This is a genomic window from Paenibacillus sp. FSL R5-0407 (assembly GCF_038009185.1).
In the GTDB taxonomy this organism is placed as follows: domain Bacteria; phylum Bacillota; class Bacilli; order Paenibacillales; family Paenibacillaceae; genus Fontibacillus; species Fontibacillus vini.
Map to the genome: position 1 here is coordinate 3,917,501 of NZ_JBBPAX010000001.1, position 19,013 is coordinate 3,936,513.

The 19,013-nt window shown below is 48.5% G+C and carries 15 protein-coding genes, 1 tRNA gene and 2 rRNA genes (1 of these 18 cut by a window edge); 15 read left to right on the top strand and 3 right to left on the bottom strand.

Going from position 1 to position 19,013, the window contains the following annotated elements:
* From NYE70_RS18550 to NYE70_RS18610, 13 genes are all read left to right on the top strand, one after another.
* A 23S ribosomal RNA gene (locus tag NYE70_RS18550) occupies nucleotides 1-1,804 on the top strand (it extends 1,244 nt beyond the left edge of the window).
* Between the two features lie 113 nt (nucleotides 1,805-1,917).
* Nucleotides 1,918-2,034 (top strand): 5S ribosomal RNA (rrf, locus tag NYE70_RS18555).
* Between the two features lie 1,018 nt (nucleotides 2,035-3,052).
* A complete protein-coding gene (locus tag NYE70_RS18560) occupies nucleotides 3,053-3,853 on the top strand; it encodes an RNA polymerase sigma factor (RefSeq protein ID WP_341047346.1) in 801 nt (266 codons plus the stop codon).
* Nucleotides 3,854-3,870: 17 nt separating this feature from the next.
* Nucleotides 3,871-4,467, top strand: a complete 597-nt coding sequence (clpP, locus tag NYE70_RS18565; RefSeq protein ID WP_290408713.1) for an ATP-dependent Clp endopeptidase proteolytic subunit ClpP — start codon at nucleotides 3,871-3,873, stop codon at nucleotides 4,465-4,467.
* A 328-nt stretch (nucleotides 4,468-4,795) separates the two neighbouring features.
* Nucleotides 4,796-6,253, top strand: coding sequence for an IMP dehydrogenase (guaB, locus tag NYE70_RS18570; RefSeq protein WP_211024598.1), 1,458 nt, complete (start codon nucleotides 4,796-4,798; stop codon nucleotides 6,251-6,253).
* Between the two features lie 138 nt (nucleotides 6,254-6,391).
* Entirely contained in the window at nucleotides 6,392-7,813 is a 1,422-nt protein-coding gene (locus NYE70_RS18575) for a D-alanyl-D-alanine carboxypeptidase family protein (RefSeq protein WP_435530240.1), read from the top strand.
* 86 nt (nucleotides 7,814-7,899) lie between these two features.
* Entirely contained in the window at nucleotides 7,900-8,781 is an 882-nt protein-coding gene (gene pdxS / locus NYE70_RS18580) for a pyridoxal 5'-phosphate synthase lyase subunit PdxS (RefSeq protein WP_211024602.1), read from the top strand.
* A 70-nt stretch (nucleotides 8,782-8,851) separates the two neighbouring features.
* Nucleotides 8,852-9,436 (top strand): pyridoxal 5'-phosphate synthase glutaminase subunit PdxT, encoded by a 585-nt coding sequence (gene pdxT, locus NYE70_RS18585; protein ID WP_211024604.1) that lies wholly within the window; start codon nucleotides 8,852-8,854, stop codon nucleotides 9,434-9,436.
* A 148-nt stretch (nucleotides 9,437-9,584) separates the two neighbouring features.
* The gene (serS, locus tag NYE70_RS18590; protein ID WP_341047348.1) at nucleotides 9,585-10,868 is read left to right on the top strand and encodes a serine--tRNA ligase; all 1,284 of its coding nucleotides are present in this window, start codon (nucleotides 9,585-9,587) and stop codon (nucleotides 10,866-10,868) included.
* Between the two features lie 62 nt (nucleotides 10,869-10,930).
* Nucleotides 10,931-11,019, top strand: a tRNA-Ser gene (locus NYE70_RS18595).
* Nucleotides 11,020-11,189: 170 nt separating this feature from the next.
* Nucleotides 11,190-11,342 carry a small acid-soluble spore protein P gene (locus tag NYE70_RS18600; RefSeq protein WP_211024634.1) on the top strand — a complete coding sequence of 51 codons (153 nt, stop codon included), beginning with the start codon at nucleotides 11,190-11,192 and terminating at the stop codon, nucleotides 11,340-11,342.
* Nucleotides 11,343-11,540: 198 nt separating this feature from the next.
* Nucleotides 11,541-12,464 carry a YitT family protein gene (locus NYE70_RS18605; RefSeq protein ID WP_213656519.1) on the top strand — a complete coding sequence of 308 codons (924 nt, stop codon included), beginning with the start codon at nucleotides 11,541-11,543 and terminating at the stop codon, nucleotides 12,462-12,464.
* A gap of 97 nt (nucleotides 12,465-12,561) precedes the next feature.
* Nucleotides 12,562-13,635 (top strand): DUF6612 family protein, encoded by a 1,074-nt coding sequence (locus tag NYE70_RS18610; RefSeq protein WP_213656488.1) that lies wholly within the window; start codon nucleotides 12,562-12,564, stop codon nucleotides 13,633-13,635.
* Nucleotides 13,636-13,757: 122 nt separating this feature from the next.
* Here the strand turns inward: NYE70_RS18610 and tadA are convergent, their stop codons facing one another.
* Nucleotides 13,758-14,252, bottom strand: a complete 495-nt coding sequence (tadA, locus tag NYE70_RS18615) for a tRNA adenosine(34) deaminase TadA (protein WP_211024638.1) — start codon at nucleotides 14,250-14,252, stop codon at nucleotides 13,758-13,760.
* Nucleotides 14,253-14,584: 332 nt separating this feature from the next.
* Here tadA and NYE70_RS18620 point away from each other — a divergent pair, with 332 nt between their 5' ends.
* The gene (locus NYE70_RS18620; protein ID WP_341047351.1) at nucleotides 14,585-16,477 is read left to right on the top strand and encodes an ATP-binding protein; all 1,893 of its coding nucleotides are present in this window, start codon (nucleotides 14,585-14,587) and stop codon (nucleotides 16,475-16,477) included.
* 20 nt (nucleotides 16,478-16,497) lie between these two features.
* Nucleotides 16,498-17,202 carry a 23S rRNA pseudouridine(2604) synthase RluF gene (rluF, locus tag NYE70_RS18625; RefSeq protein ID WP_211024642.1) on the top strand — a complete coding sequence of 235 codons (705 nt, stop codon included), beginning with the start codon at nucleotides 16,498-16,500 and terminating at the stop codon, nucleotides 17,200-17,202.
* A 72-nt stretch (nucleotides 17,203-17,274) separates the two neighbouring features.
* On the opposite strand, the gene motB is transcribed toward rluF, so the two are convergent.
* Together motB and motA are read right to left on the bottom strand one after the other, a co-directional pair.
* Nucleotides 17,275-18,081 carry a flagellar motor protein MotB gene (gene motB, locus NYE70_RS18630; protein ID WP_213656491.1) on the bottom strand — a complete coding sequence of 269 codons (807 nt, stop codon included), beginning with the start codon at nucleotides 18,079-18,081 and terminating at the stop codon, nucleotides 17,275-17,277.
* The gene (motA, locus tag NYE70_RS18635) at nucleotides 18,065-18,868 is read right to left on the bottom strand and encodes a flagellar motor stator protein MotA (protein ID WP_211024646.1); all 804 of its coding nucleotides are present in this window, start codon (nucleotides 18,866-18,868) and stop codon (nucleotides 18,065-18,067) included. The genes motB and motA overlap by 17 nt, the downstream gene beginning before the upstream one ends.
* Nucleotides 18,869-19,013: the final 145 nt, after the last annotated feature.

Sequence of the window (19,013 nt, forward strand, 5' to 3'; positions counted from 1 at the left end):
TGAAGACCCAAGTGACATTTTTGCCGAAAGCAAACCTTTAAGAGGTTTCGGCTAAATGCTTCCAGGGGATAAACACACTTCGAAGCTGGAGTGAAGTCGATTCAGGGGTAGGGGAGCGTTGTATGTAGGTTGAAGGTGTACCGTAAGGAGCGCTGGACAGCATACAAGTGAGAATGCCGGTATGAGTAACGAAAAGATCAGTGAGAATCTGATCCGCCGAAAGCCTAAGGGTTCCTGAGGAAGGTTCGTCCGCTCAGGGTAAGTCGGGACCTAAGGCGAGGCCGAAAGGCGTAGTCGAAGGACAACAGGTTGAAATTCCTGTACCACCGTAAACCGTTATGAGCAATGGGGTGACGCAGTAGGGTAGTGACGCGAGCTGATGGATGCTCGTCCAAGCAGTGAGGCTGATGTGTAGGCAAATCCGCACATCGATAAGGCTGGGCTGTGATGGGGAGGGAAAATTTACAGTACCGAAGGTCATGATCTCACACTGCCAAGAAAAGCCTCTAGCCAGGTGAAGGTGCCCGTACCGCAAACCGACACAGGTAGGCGAGAAGAGAATTCTAAGGCGCGCGGAAGAACTCTCGTTAAGGAACTCGGCAAAATGACCCCGTAACTTCGGGAGAAGGGGTGCCCCGGTAGTGTGAATAGCACGAGGGGGCCGCAGTGAAAAGGCCCAAGCGACTGTTTAGCAAAAACACAGGTCTGTGCGAAGCCGCAAGGCGAAGTATACGGGCTGACGCCTGCCCGGTGCTGGAAGGTTAAGGGGAGTGGTTAGGGGTAACCCGAAGCTATGAACTGAAGCCCCAGTAAACGGCGGCCGTAACTATAACGGTCCTAAGGTAGCGAAATTCCTTGTCAGGTAAATTCTGACCCGCACGAATGGCGTAACGACTTGGGCGCTGTCTCAACGAGAGATCCGGTGAAATTTTAATACCTGTGAAGATGCAGGTTACCCGCGACAAGACGGAAAGACCCCATGGAGCTTTACTGCAGCTTGATATTGGACTTTGATACGATTTGTACAGGATAGGTGGGAGCCTAGGAAGCCGGAGCGCCAGCTTCGGTGGAGGCGCCGTTGGGATACCACCCTGATCGTATTGGAGTTCTAACCTGGTACCGTGATCCGGTACGGGGACAGTGTCAGGCGGGCAGTTTGACTGGGGCGGTCGCCTCCTAAAGAGTAACGGAGGCGCCCCAAGGTTCCCTCAGAATGGTTGGAAATCATTCGAAGAGTGCAAAGGCATAAGGGAGCTTGACTGCGAGACTGACAAGTCGAGCAGGGACGAAAGTCGGGCTTAGTGATCCGGTGGTACCGCATGGAAGGGCCATCGCTCAACGGATAAAAGCTACCCTGGGGATAACAGGCTTATCTCCCCCAAGAGTCCACATCGACGGGGAGGTTTGGCACCTCGATGTCGGCTCATCGCATCCTGGGGCTGAAGTAGGTCCCAAGGGTTGGGCTGTTCGCCCATTAAAGCGGTACGCGAGCTGGGTTCAGAACGTCGTGAGACAGTTCGGTCCCTATCTGTCGTGGGCGTAGGAAATTTGAGAGGAGCTGTCCTTAGTACGAGAGGACCGGGATGGACGCACCGCTGGTGCACCAGTTGTTCCGCCAGGAGCATAGCTGGGTAGCTACGTGCGGACGGGATAAGCGCTGAAAGCATCTAAGCGTGAAGCCCCCCTCAAGATGAGATTTCCCAACTAGTAAGACCCCTTGAAGACCACGAGGTTGATAGGCCTGAGGTGGAAGTGCAGCAATGTATGGAGCTGACAGGTACTAATCGGTCGAGGGCTTATCCAAAACAACTCCAAAAAGTGGCGTCAGGCTGAACAAGCCGATATGAGCACTTGAGGAGACTAACCGCAAATTCACGTTTCGTATCCAGTTTTCAAGCGATTAAGATGCTTGAACCGTTTGGTGGCGATGGCGGAGGGGTTCCACACGTACCCATCCCGAACACGACCGTTAAGCCCTCCAGCGCCGATGGTACTTGGACCGAAGGGTCCTGGGAGAGTAGGACGCCGCCAAGCAATGAAGAAGAGCACTGCCGATAACCTCGGCGGTGCTTTTTTGCTATTTAGGACTATCTCAACAGCAACTTAGCTGTAAAACCTGCAGTTATTTTCGCAAGATGAGCTTGTTTGAGACAAATAACTGTAAAATCTACAGTTAATTTGGAGGATTTGAGCTCTTATAGAGGAAAAGAGTGAAATTAGCTGTAGGTTATACATCTAATTCACATCATCAGCCTCACAAGACAAAATTAGCTGTAGGAAATGCATTTAATTTGCCAGGTATCCAATGTAGAACCGGTATCGTGCGGGCCCCCTAACAAATTTATGATAGGAGGTCAGGTGGCGCGAGGTGCTCGAACCGATACATCTAAGAAGGATGGTGCTTTAACTGTAAAACCTACAGTTATTTTCGCTAGAACAATTCTTTTGAGACAAATAACTGTAAAACCTACAGTTAATTCTGCGGTTTCCACTCGGAATGGCCTAAATCCTCCGAAATAGCTGTAGTTTTTGTAATTAATTTAACCCGGGAACCTGCTGGAGTAAAATTAGATGTAGGAAATACAGTTAATTTAAATAAGGTTTTAAGTGAGATTTGAGTATGATTAGTTTAAGTGAGGTTTAAGTATGATTAGTTAAGTGAGGTTTAAGTAAGGTTAGTTTAAGTAAGGTTATTTTAAGTGAGGTTAGTTTAAGCAAAGTTTGCAAAATGTGCAGTTTTGCAATTTGCGGTTTAGCAATGTATAAATTAACAATGTGTAGATTAGTAATGTATAGATAACAATGTGTAGATCACATGTGTAAATCAACAAAGTACAGATTAGCAATGTGCCCGATTATCAGCATGTTTATTGATAATGCGACTGAGTAACGGGTTGTAAAACGAGCGACTTCGGCCTTCATGCAGCCAAACCATACGCTGGGCTCATTAGTGCGCTTTAAATTAATTTTTGCATATCGTACCGTATCTACAAGATGCGTTTTTTCGTTTATAACAATGAGATCGAGGAAGATCTTCAGGAGGTGAGCCAAGATGCATAACGAAATAGAGGAAGGTCTGTCGGCGACTGCGGATCGAAAGGGTCTGTCGGATATATCGGAGTGGATAGGAGCGCACCAGCAGGCACTTCGGCTATACTGTCGTTCCTTAGCGGGTTCACCTTGGGAGGGCGACGATCTGGCTCAGGATACCTGGCTCAAAGTATGGTCAGCTTTGTTAGGTGGGAAGGATGACGAACAAATTACACGCGCCTATTTATACCGCATAGCCCGTAACGCTTGGATTGACCGTAGCCGTAAGAGAACGGTATCGACCGTGCGTGAACCGCTGGAAGACGAGTTACATGTGCCCCAGGTAAGTCCTCTAGAGATTTATACGGCTATGGAAACTCTGGTGCAGACGCTGGTCCCTGCACAGCGTACGGCTTTGCTGCTGATCGATATTTTGAAATATAGCGCAGCGGAAGCAGCCAAGCTTACAGGCTCTACGGAAGGTGCGGTAAAGGCAGCTCTACACCGGGCGCGAACGAAGCTAAAGATGGCCGTAGCAGTGAATAACGACGACAAAGGGTATCGAGCTAAGGATGGAGCCAACGAGAGAACCAAGGATAGAGCTACCGAAGGAGACAAATCGGAGACCGATGAGTTGATGACTTATGCCTATCTGGAAGCTTTTCGCCAGCAGAACACCACGGCCATGGTTATGCTGATGAATGATTCCGCGCCTAAAGAAGCCGTTGTTTCCTTGTTGCATGCCCGGCAAAAAGCCGAGCGTCCACAGATCCGCACCCATTCGTCGAGCATTCACAACCTCTATATGCAATTGGCCGCCTAAAAATAGGAGGTGTAGGTATGAGCACGGTAATTCCTTATGTTATTGAGCAAACGGGACATGGAGAAAGGTCCTATGACATTTACTCTCGTTTGTTGAAGGACCGGATTGTGTTCTTGGGCTCCGCGATTGATGATCAGGTGGCCAACAGCATTACGGCGCAAATGTTGTTTCTCGCGGCGGAAGATCCTGAAAAAGACATCCATTTTTATATAAACAGCCCCGGCGGCTCTACTTCTGCAGGCTTTGCGATCTACGATACGATGCAATATGTGAAGCCCGATGTTCAAACGATATGTTCGGGTATGGCTGCTTCCTTTGCCGCCATTCTGCTCATGTCCGGTGCCCATGGCAAACGATTTGCGCTTCCTAACAGTGAAGTGATGATTCATCAGCCGCATGGAGGGGCGCAAGGCCAAGCCAGCGACATCGAAATAAGTGCCAGACGGATTATCCGCACCAGAGAACGTTTGAATCAAATCGCCGCCGAGCGAACAGGTCAACCGATCGAACGGATTGCTCAGGATATGGACCGGGATTATTTTATGACGGCGGAGGAAGCAAAAGCTTACGGTATCCTCGATCAAGTCATTCAAAATCCAAAAGCGCTAAAATAACATATCCGGTCATAAGCCCGGCCAAACTGAACCGTTATCCAGGGGATAACGGTTTTTTCATATGCGTAATACCTCGTCGGGAATGGGATTCGGTGGTTTAGGGCAGTTTATTTTCAAATCGAATATATACGCTCAAGATAGAATGTGCATTCCCAAGAGACAGTAGTGTGCGCTGAAAAGGCGATTCGTATTTCCACAGGCTTATCCTTGACAGCCTATAGGCCCTTTGCTAAGATGGCAATAATATATTTTCGTAAGTAACCATTCGGCCTTGATTTATAAGGAAATTAGACCGGAAACCGATCATAAACAAGGAGGAAAACCAAAGGTGTGGGAAAGTAAATTTGATAAGGAAGGCCTTACATTTGACGATGTATTGCTCGTTCCTCGCAAGTCGGAAGTATTGCCAAAAGAGGTGGACGTGTCCACAAAACTGAGCGACAAGGTGAAGCTCAATCTGCCACTGATCAGCGCAGGAATGGATACGGTAACTGAGGCGGCGCTGGCGATCGCTATGGCGCGTGAGGGCGGTATCGGGATTATTCACAAGAATATGCCGATCGAGCAACAAGCGGAGGAAGTGGACCGGGTTAAACGCTCGGAGAGCGGCGTTATCACGAATCCGTTCTCGTTGTCGGCGGATCACCTTGTTTCTGATGCAGAGGCCGTCATGGGCAAATTCCGGATTTCCGGCGTGCCGATCGTGGATGACGAGCATAAACTGATCGGGATTTTGACCAACCGTGACCTGCGTTTTGTTCATGACTACAGCATTAAAATCAGCGAAGTCATGACTCACGAGAACCTGGTAACCGCTCCGGTCGGCACGACCTTGCAGGAGGCCGAAGTAATCCTTCAACAACACAAAATCGAGAAGCTGCCTTTGGTGGATGAGAATAATGTGTTGAAGGGCCTTATCACCATTAAGGATATTGAAAAAGCAATTCAATTCCCGAACGCAGCCAAAGATGCCCAAGGCAGACTGCTTGTAGGTGCGGCTGTCGGGATTTCCAAGGATACCTTTGACCGGACTGAAGCTCTTGTAAAAGCCGGAGTAGACGTAATTACGGTCGACTCCGCGCATGGCCATCATATTAATATTCTGGAAGCCGTAGCCGAACTGCGTAAACGTTACCCGGATCTCACCATTATCGCGGGCAATGTCGCAACTGGCGAAGCGACCCGGGCTTTGATTGAAGCCGGCGCTTCTGTAGTCAAAGTCGGGATCGGCCCAGGCTCCATTTGTACGACTCGCGTTATCGCAGGTATTGGCGTACCGCAAGTTACGGCTGTATATGACTGCGCAACGGTAGCCCGCGAATACGGCGTGCCGATCATCGCGGACGGCGGAATTAAATATTCCGGCGAGATTACAAAAGCGATTGCCGCAGGTGCTCACGCGGTTATGCTCGGCAGCTTGTTTGCCGGCACCGAAGAAAGCCCTGGCGACTCTGAGATCTACCAAGGACGTCGCTACAAAGTGTATAGAGGAATGGGCTCCCTCGCTGCCATGAAACAAGGCAGTAAGGACCGTTACTTCCAGGACGACGATAAGAAGCTGGTTCCGGAAGGAATCGAAGGCCGCGTGGCTTATAAAGGCCCGCTTTCCGACACAATTACCCAACTGATCGGCGGTTTGCGCTCCGGTATGGGATATTGCGGCACCAAAACATTGGACGAACTGCGCAATGATACGCAGTTTGTACGGATTACCGGTGCTGGTCTCCGGGAAAGCCATCCGCACGACGTACAAATCACAAAAGAAGCGCCAAACTACTCTCTCTAAGATTCCAAGCTCCGGTTTGCGGACATGGGAGAAGGCAGGCGCCAATATATACCAAGACAGGCAGGGCGAAATAGGCCCTGCCTGTCTTTTTTTGCGGTAGGCCCTGTGATAGAATAGATAAAGCAAATGAACGAGAATATGAGAGGAGCTTTAAGAACATTGAAACTGAAAGAAAACAACCGCACAACTTCGAAATCAAAACGGAAATTACTCCGTAAAGGGGTAGCGTCCGTTCTGTTGCTGAATATGCTGTGCTTCTCTCTGGTCCCGGCGATGGCGCTGGCTGAGGGTGAGCAGACCGAATCTACCACTTCTACCAAACCTGCTTCAGTACAAGCTGGGGCTACTCAAATTCCATCCGCCGAATCCCTGGATCTGCAAGTAAGCTCCGCGGTTTTGCTGGAGCCGGTCTCGGGACAGGTCCTTCTCAATATTAATGGAAACCAGCCTCTTCCTCCGGCAAGTATGACGAAAATGATGACGGAATATATCGTTGCGGATCTCGTCAAGCAAGGCAAATTTAACTGGGACGATGTAGTAACGGTTCAAAAGAATGCCGCTAACACCGTCGGTTCCCGGATCTTTCTTGCTGAAGGAGATCAACATACTATAGAAGAATTGTATACGGCGATGGCTATGGCATCCGCGAATGACGCAACGGTAGCGCTAGCGGAGCATGTTGCCGGTTCAGAACAAGCTTTTGTTAAAATGATGAATGATGAAGCCAAGAGAATGGGAATGAAAACTGCGCATTTCGCCAATTCGACCGGATTGGACATTGCCGATATGCCTGCAGAATTCAGAACGCAAGACGGCAAAGAGACCGTAATGTCGGCCATGGATGCAGCGATTCTTGCCAAATATATCGTAACCGATCACCCTGATTTTACCCGTTTTACCACGATTCAAAGCAAAAAGTTTCGGGAGCGCGATAAAGCGCCTATGTCGAACTTGAATTGGATGCTGGAAGCCAATAAAGATGTAACTAATTTTAAGCAGTTTGCCTATGAGGGCCTTGACGGTCTGAAAACGGGACATACGGCTAATGCCGGCAATTGCTTTACCGGGACGGCCGAACGGAACGGTATGCGTTTGATCAGCGTAGTTATGGGAACAAAAACAGAGAAGGCCCGTTTCGTAGAAACCCGCAAAGTTCTCGATTTCGGTTTTAACAACTTTGAAACCAAGCAAATCATTCCGCCCAAATCGACGGTAGCAGGTACGGAAACCGTTACCGTGAAAAAGGCGAAGAATACCTCTGTGCCAGTCGTCAGCGACCAAGGCGTTAGCTTTGTTATTCCTAAGGGCGCGGACATTAGCGGAGTTCAAGCTACAGTTACATTGGGTAACGAGACCTTGACGGCACCGTTGAAGCAGGGCACTAGCGTGGGAACGGTTAAGTATTCGTTTAAACCTGCGGGCATGGATCAGACGCTGGAGAAAACAGTGAACCTGATTACAGCTGAAGACGCTGAGAAAGCAGGCTGGTTCAAGCTGTTTATGCGCGCTATCGGCGACTTCTTCCGCGATTTGTTCAACGGTATCAAAAACCTGTTCTAGCAAATTAGTATTCCGACTATACGGGTTGTATATTTGAGGGGAATATTGTAAAATATCAAGTTAGATTATTATCGGGGGGCATGGATATGGAAACTGGAACATCGCGAGTAAAAAGAGGCATGGCTGAGATGCAAAAGGGCGGCGTCATCATGGACGTCATGAATGCCGAACAAGCTAAGATCGCTGAAGCCGCTGGGGCAACTGCCGTTATGGCATTGGAGCGGGTTCCTTCAGATATTCGTGCAGCAGGCGGGGTAGCCCGCATGGCGGACCCTACTATTGTAGAAGAGGTTATGAAGGTAGTGTCCATTCCTGTTATGGCTAAAGCGCGGATCGGACATTATGTCGAAGCGAAAGTTCTGGAATCTCTCGGGGTAGACTATTTGGATGAAAGTGAAGTATTGACTCCGGCAGATGAAGTGTTCCATATCGATAAACGTGATTTTACTGTTCCATTTGTTTGTGGAGCTAAGGATCTGGGCGAAGCCTTGCGCCGGATCAGCGAGGGAGCATCCATGATCCGTACCAAAGGAGAACCGGGAACAGGTAATATCGTGGAGGCTGTTCGCCATATGCGTTTGATCAACAGCCAAATCCGCAAAGTGAAGAATATGTCTAAGGACGAGCTGTATGCCGAAGCAAAAAACCTGGGCGTAGCTTATGACCTGCTGCTCGAGGTTCATGAGAACGGCAAATTGCCGGTTGTTAATTTCGCCGCGGGCGGTGTGGCCACTCCGGCGGATGCTGCTCTGATGATGCATTTAGGTGCGGACGGCGTATTTGTCGGGTCGGGGATTTTTAAATCCGACAGCCCGGAGAAATTCGCCCGCGCTATTGTGGAAGCTACGACGCATTTCACCGATTATAAATTGATTGCCGAAGTGTCCAAAAACTTGGGCACACCGATGAAAGGCATCGAGATTTCGAAATTGACCGCGGCTGAACGGATGTCGGATCGCGGCTGGTAATCATAGCGCTTAGTGTTTAACGCGCAGAGATAGGGTCAGACAGCCTGGGCAAGGGAAGAAGGGTAAAAGGATGAAGGTAGGCGTATTGGCGCTTCAGGGCGCTGTTGCAGAGCATATACGAAGTATTGAGAGTGCAGGCGCCGAGGGCGTTGTCGTGAAGCATCCCGAACAGCTGGACGAGCTTGAAGGGCTGATTATTCCTGGCGGGGAAAGCACAACCATCGGGAAGCTGATGCGCAAATACGGTTTTATTGAAGCGATCCGTTACTTTGCGGAGAAAGGTAAGCCGGTATTCGGAACTTGCGCAGGGCTGATCGTCATGGCCAAGGAAATCGAAGGCGGGGAAGAAGCGCATCTCGAACTGATGAATATCAGAGTCTCCCGTAACGCCTTTGGGCGTCAACGGGAGAGCTTTGAGACCGATCTGGACGTAAAGGGGCTGGAGAAGCCTCTTCGTGCGGTGTTTATCCGTGCTCCGCTCATAACGGAGGTCGGGAAGGATGTAGAGGTGTTGTCCACGTATAAGGATGAGATCGTAACGGCCCGTCAGGGACATTTACTGGTTTCTTCCTTTCATCCGGAATTGACGGACGACTACTCCCTACACGGCTACTTTTTAGAGATGATTAAGACGAACAAAGCAGTCGTGAATTAAAGCTATAGGAAAACCTTGACTCTTTTCCAAGGGTTAAGGTTGTTTTCTTTCTTAAATTAATGTATGTTTTCCTGCGATCCCGGCGGTCATGTTCTAGCGTAGAACGCCGGCATGGCTGCAGGTGGGATGATTCTAGGAGGGACTACCCATGTTGGATGTTAAAATATTGCGAAATGATTATGCGCGTGTCGAAGAGGCGTTGAAGAACCGGGGCAAATCCTTGGATTTGATCTCAGGCTTCCCGGAGCTTGACGAGAAGCGCCGGGAGTTGCTTCAAGAGAGCGAAGCGCTTAAAAACCGCCGTAATACCGTGTCTGCAGAAGTGGCACAGCGGAAGAAAAATAAAGAAAACGCAGATGAGCTCATTTTGGAAATGAGAGAGGTAGGCGACCGGATCAAGCAGTTGGACGATGAAGTCCGGGAGCTTGAAGTCAAAATCGATGAGCTGACGATGAATATTCCGAACATCCCTAGCAGCAGCGTACCGGTTGGTGCTTCAGAGGAAGAGAATGTGGAGATCCGTCGTTGGAGCGAGCCAAGGAAATTTGACTTCGCGCCTAAAGCGCATTGGGACGTTGCTGGAGAACTCGGCATTCTTGATTTTGAAGCCGGAGCGAAGGTGACCGGATCCCGGTTTACTTTTTACAAAGGCTTGGGTGCGCGTCTCGAGCGTGCGCTGATCAGCTTTATGATGGATTTGCACAGTAATGACCACGGTTATGAGGAAATGCTGCCACCATATATTGTGAACCGGGACAGCCTTTACGGTACCGGACAGCTGCCGAAGTTTGAAGAGGATCTCTTTAAGCTGACTGAAAGCGACTATTATCTTATTCCGACGGCTGAGGTGCCGGTCACGAACTATCATCGTGACGAGATTCTGAGCACGGAAGACTTGCCTCGCAAGTATGTAGCCTACAGCTCTTGCTTTCGTTCCGAAGCCGGTGCGGCAGGCCGGGATACGCGAGGCCTTATCCGCCAGCACCAGTTCAATAAGGTCGAGATGATCAAAATCGTTCATCCCGAGACCTCTTATGATGAACTGGAGCAAATGACGGCCAATGCGGAGCGGGTCCTTCAGCTGTTGAACCTGCCTTATCGCGTTCTTGCGCTGTGCACAGGCGATCTTGGCTTTACGGCCGCGAAGACCTATGACCTCGAGGTATGGCTGCCGGAAAGCGGCGTATACCGCGAGATCTCGTCGTGTTCCAATGTGGAGGACTTCCAGGCACGCCGGGCTAACATTCGTTTCCGTCCGGAGCCGAAGGCCAAACCGGAATTCGTGCATACGCTGAATGGATCCGGATTAGCGGTCGGACGTACGGTAGCCGCCATTTTGGAAAATTACCAGCTCGAAGACGGCAGTGTAGAAATTCCTGAAGTGCTTCGTCCTTACATGGGTAATTTACAGGTTATTTCCAAGCGGAAATAGCTTGATATCGTTTATGGTCTGTGATAGAATCTGATTTGTTACTCGAATCAGATTCACTTTTTGGAGAGGTACCGAAGCGGTCATAACGGGGCGGTCTTGAAAACCGTTAGGGGGCAACTCCACATGGGTTCGAATCCCATCCTCTCCGCCAGTTATATCCTTTAATAATGAATACAGTTAAGAGGGCGATGAGTCGCCCTCTTTTTATTTTTTGCGGCTACCCTTAGGGTTCTTACTATAGATGAATTTAACAGTATAAACCGGGCTTCAATGTTGCAGGTTAAATACCGTAATGCATTCTATATGAAGGGGGAGTTTCTGGTGAGCAAGCCAAAGACTTATACTACACCCGGAACACAACCGGATACGAACCGAAACCGGGAGCGGGGACATGGAGGGCCGGAACCGTTGTCCGGTTCGAAAAAGGTCAAGACGGCCAATCATGTCAGCCATAACAACCCGGAAGGAAGCTAATTCGTTGAAAAGAGGTAACCCGGCATAACGTGCCGGGTTATTTGTGTACCGGGTGGGCAATTTTATACCAATTTTGAATTAAGCAAGACATAAAGCTCATAAAATGTCATAATAAAGATAGGGATAATTTTGTTTAACCGATGGTTTATGAAACGGAGAGATGGAGAGAAAAGCTATACTTATTTTGAAAGGATCGTGATGCGATTGAACCTTGTAGAGTCTAACATCCCTTCCCCAGAGTCCTTTACTAAATCGGAGCCGCGCCAACATAAACAACGGAGCGTGGGCAGCATTGTGCTCAGGTTCATCTTCATTATTATCGGCGCAATATTGGTTTCGGTTGCCCTGGAGCTATTCCTTGTTCCGAATAAGATTACGGATGGCGGTGTTACCGGTATTTCTGTGATGTCCTCCTATTTGTCCAAATTACCACTGGGTATTTTTCTATTCCTCTTTAACCTCCCTTTCCTGATTGTCGGATACAAACAAATCGGCAAAACTTTTGCGATTTCTACTTTGGTTGGTATTACTGTCATGTCGATCGGCACAGCCTTGCTGCATCCGGTAGAACCCTTTGTCACGGACACCTTGTTGGCTTTCGTGTTTGGTGGCATTTTATTGGGTCTGGGCACAGGTATCGTGATCCGGTTCGGCGGTTCGCTGGACGGTACCGAGATTGTAGCCATCCTGATTTCGCGCAAATCCCCGTTCTCCGTCGGAGAAATTATTATGTTCTTTAACTTTTTCATTTTGCTCAGCGCAGGATTCGTATTCGGTTGGGAACGTGCTTTATTCTCCCTGTTGGCCTATTATATCGCTTATAAGACGATAGATATCGTCGTAGACGGTTTGAACGAATCGAAGTCGGCATGGATCATCAGCGACCAGATCGATGAAATCGGCGATGCTATTGTAAATCGTTTAGGTCGTAGCGTTACTTATTTATCCGGTGAAGGCGGTTTTTCCGGCGATCCGAAAAAAGTGATATTTTGCGTGGTTACTCGTTTGGAGGAAGCCAAGCTTAAGGAAATTGTAAACCATTTTGATGAAAATGCATTTCTGGCTGTAGGAAATATCCATGATGTGAAAGGCGGACGTTTCAAGAAAAATGCAATTCACTAAATTTTTCAGAAATGGGTTTCCGCTTACATGAAAATGGTTTATGATATGGAAGGGTTTGTATTTTTGCATGTCTTTTTATGACGGAGAGGAGTTTGTAATGTCAAGAAAGTTTTTTATGTCGGTTTTGGTATTGATGATGTCGGCGGTTCTGGTGCTGTCCGGCTGTAATGCCAAAAAGGAGCCTAAAGAGGCGCTGGGGAGCGCTGCAATTCAGGCACTGAAAATGGATTCTTATGTATCTACAAATCAGATTAAAATTGTCGATCTGACATTTGATGCAGGATCTTCCGCAAATGCGGAAATCGGCGCTGTGTTCTCTATGTTGAAGAATGCGGAAATCAATGTAAATCAGATTTATCAAAAGGATCCAATGCAAACAGAGGCTACGCTGGAGGTCAAATTGACCGGCGATATGTCCACGACGATTACGATTCCATTCGTAATGACGAAAGAGAAAATGTTCATCAAGATCCCGAACATTCCGTTCCTCCCTATGCCGGAGAGCGTAGTTGGGAAGTTCCTGGTCATGGACCTAAAGGAATTGGCTGAGCAAAGCGGCGAGGAATTCAATCCGGAGATGTTCAATCCGGAGAAATCGCAAAAGCTCGCAGGGGAAGTATCCAGCGCGGTTCTGGCCGAATATGACTCGGCAACCTACTTCAAAAATGTAGAGTCGAAGGATGTAGAGCTTCCGGACGGCTACAAAGCGAAGCAAATCGTTCAGTTCAGCGTGACTAATGACAATGTTAAGGAAGCATTGACGATTCTGATCAACAAAGCGTTGCCGAAAGTACTCGATATTATCGGCAAAGAGGAATATCGTACCTTGATGAACCTGGAGCCTAGCGATATTGAAGAGTTGAAAAAAGAGCTGCAAGAAGGCAACCAGGATGAGCTTGGCAAAGCATTGGATGAGATGAAGGATTATTTGAAGATCAACACGTTCACCGTAAACACGGCGATCGATAAAGATAACTATCCTTCTTATACGGATATGAATATGGACGTTGAAATCAATGATCCGGAAACGAATCAAAAGATGAAGCTGGCGCTGCAAGCGAAGAGCACGTTCAGCAAAATCAACGAGAAGCCGGCATTCACGATCGGTATTCCGACGGATACGATCACAATGGAGCAATTCGAAGAGGAAATGGGCGGCCTCGGCTATTAATATTGCGCCCTCAATGACAAAAACGTGCGAATCCTTGGATTCGCACGTTTTTTGCTTGTAATCATAAATAGACACCATACGAGGGTATGAGGCTGTGGACAGATGTGAGGCTGTGGATAATACTACGGCTTTTTCCGGAGCTTCCGGAAAAATTGAGTAAGCAGCGAAGAGCATTCCTCTTGCAGTACATCCCGAATGACCTCTGTCCGGTGATTAAAACGCGGCTCCTGCAGTAAATTCATGAGGGTGCCCGCACAACCCGCTTTGGGGTCGGGTGCGCCATAGATAACTTGAGGAATGCGGCACTGCACGATTGCACCGGAACACATGGGACACGGCTCCAGAGTAACATATAACCGACAATGGAGCAGACGCCAGGCATCCAGCGTTTCGCTGGCTTCGCGGATAGCGATCATTTCGGCATGCGCGGTGCCGTCTTTGGTACTCTCCCTTAAATTATGGCCTCGTCCGACAACTTGGTCGCCGAAGACGATTACCGCACCGATAGGTACTTCTCCGATGGCTTCCGCCTTCCGGGCTTCATTAATGGCCTCTTGCATCCAGTACTCGTGAGATTGAGTTGAAGGGGGCGGTTCCGGAATAAAGGGAAGCGGCATAAATAGATCAGCTCCTTTGGTAGTTTAGACACAGGTTGTTCGACGAACAAATATTCGTTGTTAACATGTTGTGGACAACACTGTGGACAACCCCGGTTTTATCCCCAAGCTTATTCACATATCCGACTTTTGGATTGTTGATATGTTTATAATATGTGCATAACTTATTTTCCTTAAAGTTATACCGGCGATAAATAGGTATTTTTACTTATTGTAGGGAATAGATCTGGGAAATTCAACGTCTTTGCAAAACTTATCGTTACAGGTATGATGAGAATAGTGTCGAACCATTCCAAATATCCCCAAATATTGACGAAGGGGGAGGAGGCATTTTGTCGATTAAGATCAAGCTTTCCCTGATTATGACCGTTTTCGCGGTAACGCTGCTTACGATAAATATCGTTCTCAGCTTCTTTACGACCCGGGATAATCTGCGCAAAGACAGCGAAGCCAATATGATCCTGATCGCCAAACAGATTGCTGTAGCTGTCGAGCAAAGCCGTTCCGTGTACGAACATATCAAGAACGGTACAGGTCCGGGAATAGACCGGAAATTCATTGAAGATACGCTAAGTATGACGAGTCCGGAGTTAATCACACAAGAATCGATGCAGGCCAACAGCGACCTGCTTGAAATAACGGGAATTAATCCGATTATTTTTGAGAGTGGTCAAACTTTAATGTTCGGGACCTATCGATATAAGAACGATACTCTCGTTGCCGAAAGGGCCCACAAGGCTTTACAGCAGAATACCCCCTTGTTATTTGAGACCAAGATTGAAGGTCAGAGGGTTGTGGATAGTTTTATTCCCATACAGCCACTATACCAAAAGCCCTACGTGATCCGGATTATTTCCAGTTATGAGCCGATTTCGTCGGCAATCTCCAAACATATGTGGAGCCAGCTGTCCATTTCCCTCGTCTTACTGCAAATCGTTATCTTTTCAAGTTATATTTTGGCAGGGGAACTTATCCGGCCTTTACAGGAAATTCTCATTAAGGTCGGTCGTCTTACTACGGGAGATTTTGATACCCGCATACAGACCAACAGAAAAGATGAGCTGAGCCAATTAGTCCGGCAAATTGATACGATGGCGGATAGCATGGGTCATTACATGACGGTATTGAAGCAGAAGAACGAAGAAAATCGGCAGATGAAGGAGCATTTGGAGTCGATTATTAACCAAACTGCGGATGCCATCCATGTAACGGATTTGGATGGAAGCATCCTGCGGGTGAATTCGGCCTTTGAGGAGCTGTTCGGTTGGACCAGCGAAGAGATCGTGGGCTCCAGGCTGGAGTTTATTCCCCCTTCGAAGGCGGATGAACAGCCGGGGTGGTCTAAGGAAGTCGGACAAGGCCGGCCCTTTGTCCTGACGGAGACGGTAAGGCTTCGCAAAGACGGTGCCGAAGTGCATGTCAGCATTAGCGAGTCTCCGGTGTATGATGAAGACGGACTTATTGTAGCTTTTATCAGCATCTCCCGGGATATGACGGAGCATAATAAAATGGAGGAGCTGCTTCGCCGCTCGGAAAAATTAACGACTGTCGGACAATTGGCTGCGGGGGTGGCCCATGAAATCCGTAATCCGCTTACGACGCTACGCGGGTTTCTGCAAATGCAGCAACGGACTAAAATGATCAATCAAATGCATACGGATATTATGTTATCCGAATTGGATCGAATCAATCTGATCGTGAGCGAATTTTTGATTCTCGCCAAGCCGCAGGCGGTACAGTACGAGACCAAGGATGTCCGTTTCACCTTGGGGGATGTTATCTCTCTGTTGGACAGTGAAGCTCACCTACATAATATTGAATTTAAGGCCCATTTCTCGTCGGCCCCCATTCTGGTACACTGTGAAGAGAACCAATTAAAGCAGGTGTTCATCAATGTATTGAAGAACGCCATGGAAGCCATGCCTAACGGGGGAACCATTACGCTTTGCCTTGATGGCGAGAACGAACGGGAAGCTGTTATTCAAGTCATTGACGAGGGCGAAGGGATATCGAAGGAAAGGCTGGATAAACTCGGGGAACCGTTTTATACCAACAAAGAAAAAGGAACCGGCCTCGGTCTGATGGTAACTCAACGAATTATCGAAGGGCATAAGGGGAACATGTCGATCGACAGCGAGGTGGGGAAAGGTACGGTAGTAACGATTACCTTGCCGAGGGTGGTTGAGGTAAGCAGGTCGGAAGATAGTACGGCAGGAAGAGTTTAGCGCGAAGGGTGACCAATGAAGTGAGAATCAATAAATTTATCAGTGAGACAGGATATTGCTCCAGACGTGAGGCGGACAGGCTGGTGGAGTCCGGAAAGGTAACCATCAACGGGGAGACGGCCCTGCTTGGCAGCCAGGCGGAAGATGGGGACGATGTCCGCATTAACGGAAAGCCCCTTAAGGAGAAGCTGGATCAGCATGTATACATTGCCCTGAACAAGCCAGTGGGCATTACAAGTACGACCGAGCGGCATATCCGCGGAAATATCGTTGATTTTGTCGGCCACGATAAGCGTATTTTTCCGATCGGTCGTCTGGATAAGGATTCCGAAGGGTTGATCCTGCTTACCAGCGACGGTGATATCGTCAACAAAATTCTACGTGCTGAAGGAAAGCATGAGAAGGAATATATCGTCACTGTGGACAAGCCTATTACGCCATCATTTCTGAAAGCCATGGGAGAAGGGGTTAAGATTCTGGGCGAGATGACCTTGCCTTGTAAAATTACCCGGATGACGGATCGGGTGTTCCGGCTTATTCTGACGGAAGGCAAAAACCGGCAGATTCGCCGGATGTGCAGCGCCCTCGGCTATGAAGTACGGAAGCTGCAGCGGATCCGGATCATGAATATTCAATTGGGCCATCAGAAGATCGGAACCTGGCGCGATCTGACCGAGCAAGAGAAGCAGGAACTGGGCGAGACCCTGGGATATACACTGACATAACAATAGAGCGTTAAAACACGAAGGGCAGCCCTGTAGGGCTGCCCTTTTGTTGTTCATCCTGCCTAGTAACCTTTAGTGCGTTGCCGGCATGCCGATTTGCTGATCGCCGTCCTGATATTTCCGGATAATCGATACTTCGACACGGCGGTTCTTGGCACGTCCGACGTTGTTTTCATTACTGGAGACCGGATGATATTCGCCATAACCGATAGCGCTGAATTTCTTAGGATCAAGCTGCTCGTTCAGCAGCAAGATTTTCATAAAATTCAGGGCCCGGACCGAGCTTAGGTCCCAGTTGGAAGGGAACTCATGATTTGAGATCGGGACATTATCGGTATGACCGGAAACGATCACCTCATAGTCCGGGAATTCCTGAAGCATGGCCGAGATGGCCTTGGCCAGGATCCGCGCATTGGGCTTGACCTCCGCTTCGCCGGAAGGGAAGAGCGCGTTGTCGCTGATCGTAACCATCAACTGCGATTGATTGAGTTTAGTATCCAGCTGGTCGGTCAACCCGTTATTTTTGATGTACGTATCAAGCTGCTTCTTAAGGGATTCGAGGTTCTCCTGCTCTTTACGCATGAGCTCGCTCTTCTTTTTCATCAGACCATCGGAAGAAGGCTTAGGAATCTGATTTTCGCTAATGGAATTCTTCGTATTGCTGCTCATCGAGTTCTGTTCCAGAATCCCGGAACCGCCGGTAAGCACGCTTTGAAACGCTTCGCTCATCTCTTGGAATTTCTGAGCATCAACCGTACTCATTCCGAACAAAACGATAAACAATGCAAGAAGAAGAGTCATCAAGTCGGAATAAGGCAACAGCCAGCTCTCGTCAGCATGTTCTTCGTGTTCCTGATGCTTCTTATTCTTTTTGCTCACCTTCACCCGCCCCCTTTTCTAAAATTTGCGCACGCTCCGCAGGGGTCAAGAATACGGCCAGTTTTTGTTGGATCGCGATCGTCGATACGCCGGATTGGATGGATAGCAGACCTTCGACCATCATCAGGCGTATTTCCATCTCTTTCTTGGAGAGACGTTTTAACTTATTGGCAATCGGATGCCACATCACATAACCGGTAAAGATACCGAACACGGTAGCGATAAAAGCGCCAGAAATCGCATGGGATAATTTCGCGATATCACTCATATCGGATAACGCAGCGATCAGACCGACGACGGCACCGAGTACCCCGAGGGTAGGCGCGTACATCCCGGCCTGGGAGAAAATTTGCGCGCCCGCTCTATGTCGCTCCTCGGTAGCGGCGATATCCTCCGTAAGCACGTCCTGGACGAAGTCCTGGTCGTTGCCGTCAATAATCATGCGCATGCCACCGCGAAGGAAGTCATCATCGATTTCTTCCACCTTGGCCTCCAAGGCAAGGAGACCTTCCCGGCGTGTGATCGTGGCCCATTCCATAAACAAAGTGATCAATTCAGCTTTACTGATCATTTTGGGTTTAACCATCGTCAGTTTAATCAGCACAGGGAATTTTTTAACCTCGGAAAGCGGAAATGCCACAAACAGCGTGGCGGCCGTCCCCACAAGGATAATAACAAAAGCCGCAGGGTTGGAGACCAGACTTTCAATAGGCGCACCCTTCAAGAACATACCTAAGATAAGGGCAACAAAACCGAGAATAAGTCCAATAATTGTTGATATTTCCATTGCACACCTCGTCCTTGAGATAATTGATTCCATTTTTCTGTCTCCCGCATCCTTGCTGGGGACATCGGACGTTACCAGTCAATCCGAAAAACGGTTTATCTTTTTTATCGACAGAAATCCCTTTTTTTTTAAGGTGTTTTTTCCG